The organism is bacterium (assembly GCA_040755795.1).
Classification (GTDB): Bacteria; UBA9089; CG2-30-40-21; order CG2-30-40-21; family SBAY01; genus JBFLXS01.
On sequence record JBFLXS010000413.1, the window covers coordinates 1 to 3,579 of the forward strand.

Sequence of the window (3,579 nt, forward strand, 5' to 3'; positions counted from 1 at the left end):
TAAATATGTTGTTTGTGTCATAAGTTTGTCCTCCTTATTTTAGTTAGTTAATACTTTTTGTATAGTATACCATAAAATCTTTCGCAGGTCAAACTTGACACTTTATCATATCATCTCTGCGGTGAATGGTTAAGCCAAAGTTAAAGTCTATGCGAAAAGTCGGTTTAGTCATAAAGTCAGGATCTCATAAATACCATGAAAGGTGAATTTAATTTCCAGTGGCATATTACCAACCTTTGTAATCTTAAATGTAAACATTGTTATCAATCTGATTTTACACGGAGTTTAGATATTGATTGGGCAAAGATAAAATATCTCGCCGATAACATCATCGCTACCTTAACTCAATGGCATAAATCTACAAGGATAGATATTACAGGAGGTGAACCACTTCTAAAAAAAGAAATCTTCTTGTTGTTAGAATATCTTGACCATAGTCCACTGGTGAAAGAGACAAATATTATTACCAATGCTACTCTTATGGGTGAAGATGTCTTAAAAAGATTGACTGAGTTTCCAAAATTAAAAAGGATAAAGGTTTCTCTCGAAGGTTTAAAGGAACAGAGTTGTGATGCCATAAGAGGCAATGGGGTCTTTAAAAAGGTCATTAAAGCAATGGACTTATTGCAAGATAAAGGATTAGAAGTTGTCCTGATGTTCACTGTCCTGAAAACAAATTTAGAGGAGATTGTAGAAATTCCACAATTTTGTAAAAGGCATTCAATAGACGGTGTTATCCTTGAAAGGTTTATACCGCTGGGAAAAGGAAATCAAATAGCCGAGGAGGTTTTAGACCAAAAAGATTACAAAAGATTGATAGAGTTAATTTTAAAGATAATCCCAAATAAATTTGAACTGGATGATTTCTTGCCTTATAAGGCATTTTGGATAAAATGGGATAAAACCATAAAAATATTAGGGGCAAAATGTAATATTGGCGACACGCTCTGTATTATGCCAGATGGCGAAGTATTTCCCTGTCGAAGGTTCAATCTGAGCATAGGAAACCTTCTTAAAGATTCTTTAAAGAATATTTATGAGCAGACTGCTCTCCTGAAGGAATTGAAAGATAAGAGACATCTCAAAGGGAAATGTTCTATTTGTAGTGTTTCGGACTGTTTTGGTTGTCGGGCATTAGCCCTTGCTCTAACTGGCGATTACTTTGCACAAGATAGCCAATGTTGGTGGTAGGAGAAAAGAATTTTATGAAAAAACGGATTATAATTTTGACGATAATAATTCTTATTGTAAGTATTATTAGTTTTATTTTGATAAAGAAGAATGTAGAAAAGACAGTTACAATAACCAAAGGCTCGGTGACTCGCGGGGAATTAATACTTAAGGTTACCTCTCGCGGTAAAATCGAGGCAAAAGAAAGGTTTGAACTGAGAGCTAAAATTCCCGGGGTGGTAGTTAATATCTTAGAAGAAGGCACCGAAGTCAAGAAAGGTCAAATAATAGCCACAATGAATGATAAAGAATTATTAGCTAAACAGAAAGAACAATCTGCATTACTGGTTTCCTATCAATCCGAACTTAATAGCCTTCTTCGAGGGATTAATCTCAAAGAGATAGAAGAGAAAGCAGATGAGGCGAAGGTATGGTTTGATGAGATTAATAGACAATTTTTATCTAAAAAGCGGCTTTTTGAAATTAATGCAGTTTCCGAAGATGAATATAAAAGATTAGAGGTAGAATGTGAAAAGGCTAAAATTGCCCTGAATCTTGCCAATTATCGCCTGGAAGAAAAAAGAAATCAATACGAGGAAGAGATAGAAACCGTAACATCTAAAATAGCGAGTGTCAAAGCCAACCTGACTTTTATCCAGCAACAGATTGATTGGTCAAAGATTCCATCTCCGATTGACGGCATTGTCATTTATAAAGGTAGCAAAGAAGGCACTTATGTTCCTCAAGGACAACTTCTCTCCGTTGTTATCTCGCCGAGTCAATTTGTGGTCAAAACCGATTTGGATGAAGTGGACATTGCCAAAATTGGGTTAGGGATGAAAACTACAGTCATTCCTGATGCCTTCCCCGGACAGAGTATCTCTGGTGTAATTACCAAAGTCGCCCCCTCCCCTATTCTCCAGGAAAAGATTAATACATTCGAGGTAACTATTACATTAGTCAAAAGTAGTCTTCCTCTACGCAGTGAAATGCTCACTGATGTAGTGATTATTTCTAAGAGAAAAGTGGATGTTCTAAAAATACCGTATGAGGCTACACTTAGTATTGATGATAAATCTTATGTCTTTGTGCTAAAAGATAATAAGGTCATAAAGCAGGAAGTATCTTTGGGACTGCGTAATCCTAATGAAACTGAAGTCCTATCCGGGTTAAAAATAGGAGAAGAAGTAGTCCTGAACCCCCCAGTTGATTTAAAAGATGGGACTAAAATCAAGGTAAAGAAAAATGCTGATTGAATTAAAAAATATTACCAAACTCTATCCAATGGGAAAGGAGAGTTTTTCTGCCTTAAAAAATCTATCGCTTAGGATTGAAAAAGGTGAATTTATTGCCATAATGGGTCCTTCTGGTTCAGGAAAATCTACCTTGATGAATATTATTGGTTGTCTGGATAAGGTTACCTCAGGTAGATATTTATTGGAAGAAGAAGATATTAGCCAAAAGGACGATTATGGATTAGCCAAAATCAGAAATGCAAAAATTGGGTTTGTCTTCCAGTCATTTAATCTTCTAAAGAAAACTACTTCACTTGAAAATGTTTTGTTACCTCTTTGTTACTCAAATGTTCCGCGATATATGAGAAAAAAACAGGCAGAAGAGATGCTTCAAAAAGTTGGTCTGACGACAAAAGTAAAGAATCTACCATCTGAACTCTCTGGTGGTGAACAACAACGGGTAGCCATCGCTCGAGCGTTAATAAATAATCCGACAATTATCTGTGCCGATGAACCGACAGGTAATCTCGATACCACCACCAGTAAAGAAATAATGGAGATATTCGTCCAACTCAATAAAAATGGAGCAACTATTATCCTCATCACCCATGAATTAGATATTGCTGGTTACGCCAAACGAATTATTCATTTGCGGGACGGACAGATTGTAGAAGAAAAACTTTGCGACCTGTGCGATTAGACTAATTCATCGCAAAGACGCAAAGGAAAAATAAATGTAAAATGTAAAATAGGAAATGAAAAATGGGAAATTTTAGCACTTCGCAAGACTCATTACCTTTCAGTTATCCATTTTCATTTTACATTTCTCATTTTACATTATCCATTTTACATTTAACCGCACAGGTGGAAACTTTGTTCGTAGATTACATTTTATGTAACACTTTACTTATGTGAATTTTGCTTGACAAAAAGCTTTCCATGAGTTATAATATGTATGATATAAACATTGAAGGAAGGAGTATTTGGATGCGTTTTTTAGATGTTAAAACAGATTATGCCTTCAAAAAGGTTTTTGGCTCACAAGGAAGTAAGGATATACTTATTAGCTTTCTTAACTCGGTGATTGATTTTAAAGAGACTGAAAAAATCGTTGATTTAGTAATCGTTGACCCCTACCAAATACCATTAATCAAGGGGATGAAGGATACCTATG

Annotated in this window: 4 protein-coding genes; all 4 read left to right on the forward strand. The window is 35.3% G+C overall.

The window, feature by feature from the left end; translation table 11 throughout:
* Positions 1–195: 195 nt before the first annotated feature.
* The gene (locus tag AB1414_17575) at positions 196–1,191 is read left to right on the forward strand and encodes a radical SAM protein (protein MEW6609226.1); all 996 of its coding nucleotides are present in this window, start codon (positions 196–198) and stop codon (positions 1,189–1,191) included.
* Between the two features lie 14 nt (positions 1,192–1,205).
* Positions 1,206–2,426, forward strand: a complete 1,221-nt coding sequence (locus tag AB1414_17580) for an efflux RND transporter periplasmic adaptor subunit (GenBank protein ID MEW6609227.1) — start codon at positions 1,206–1,208, stop codon at positions 2,424–2,426.
* On the forward strand, positions 2,419–3,105 hold the full coding sequence (locus tag AB1414_17585; GenBank protein MEW6609228.1) for an ABC transporter ATP-binding protein: 687 nt from the start codon (positions 2,419–2,421) through the stop codon (positions 3,103–3,105). The genes AB1414_17580 and AB1414_17585 overlap by 8 nt, the downstream gene beginning before the upstream one ends.
* A 239-nt stretch (positions 3,106–3,344) precedes the next feature.
* A partial coding sequence (locus tag AB1414_17590) for a PD-(D/E)XK nuclease family transposase (protein ID MEW6609229.1) occupies positions 3,345–3,579 on the forward strand: 235 nt, incomplete at its 3' end.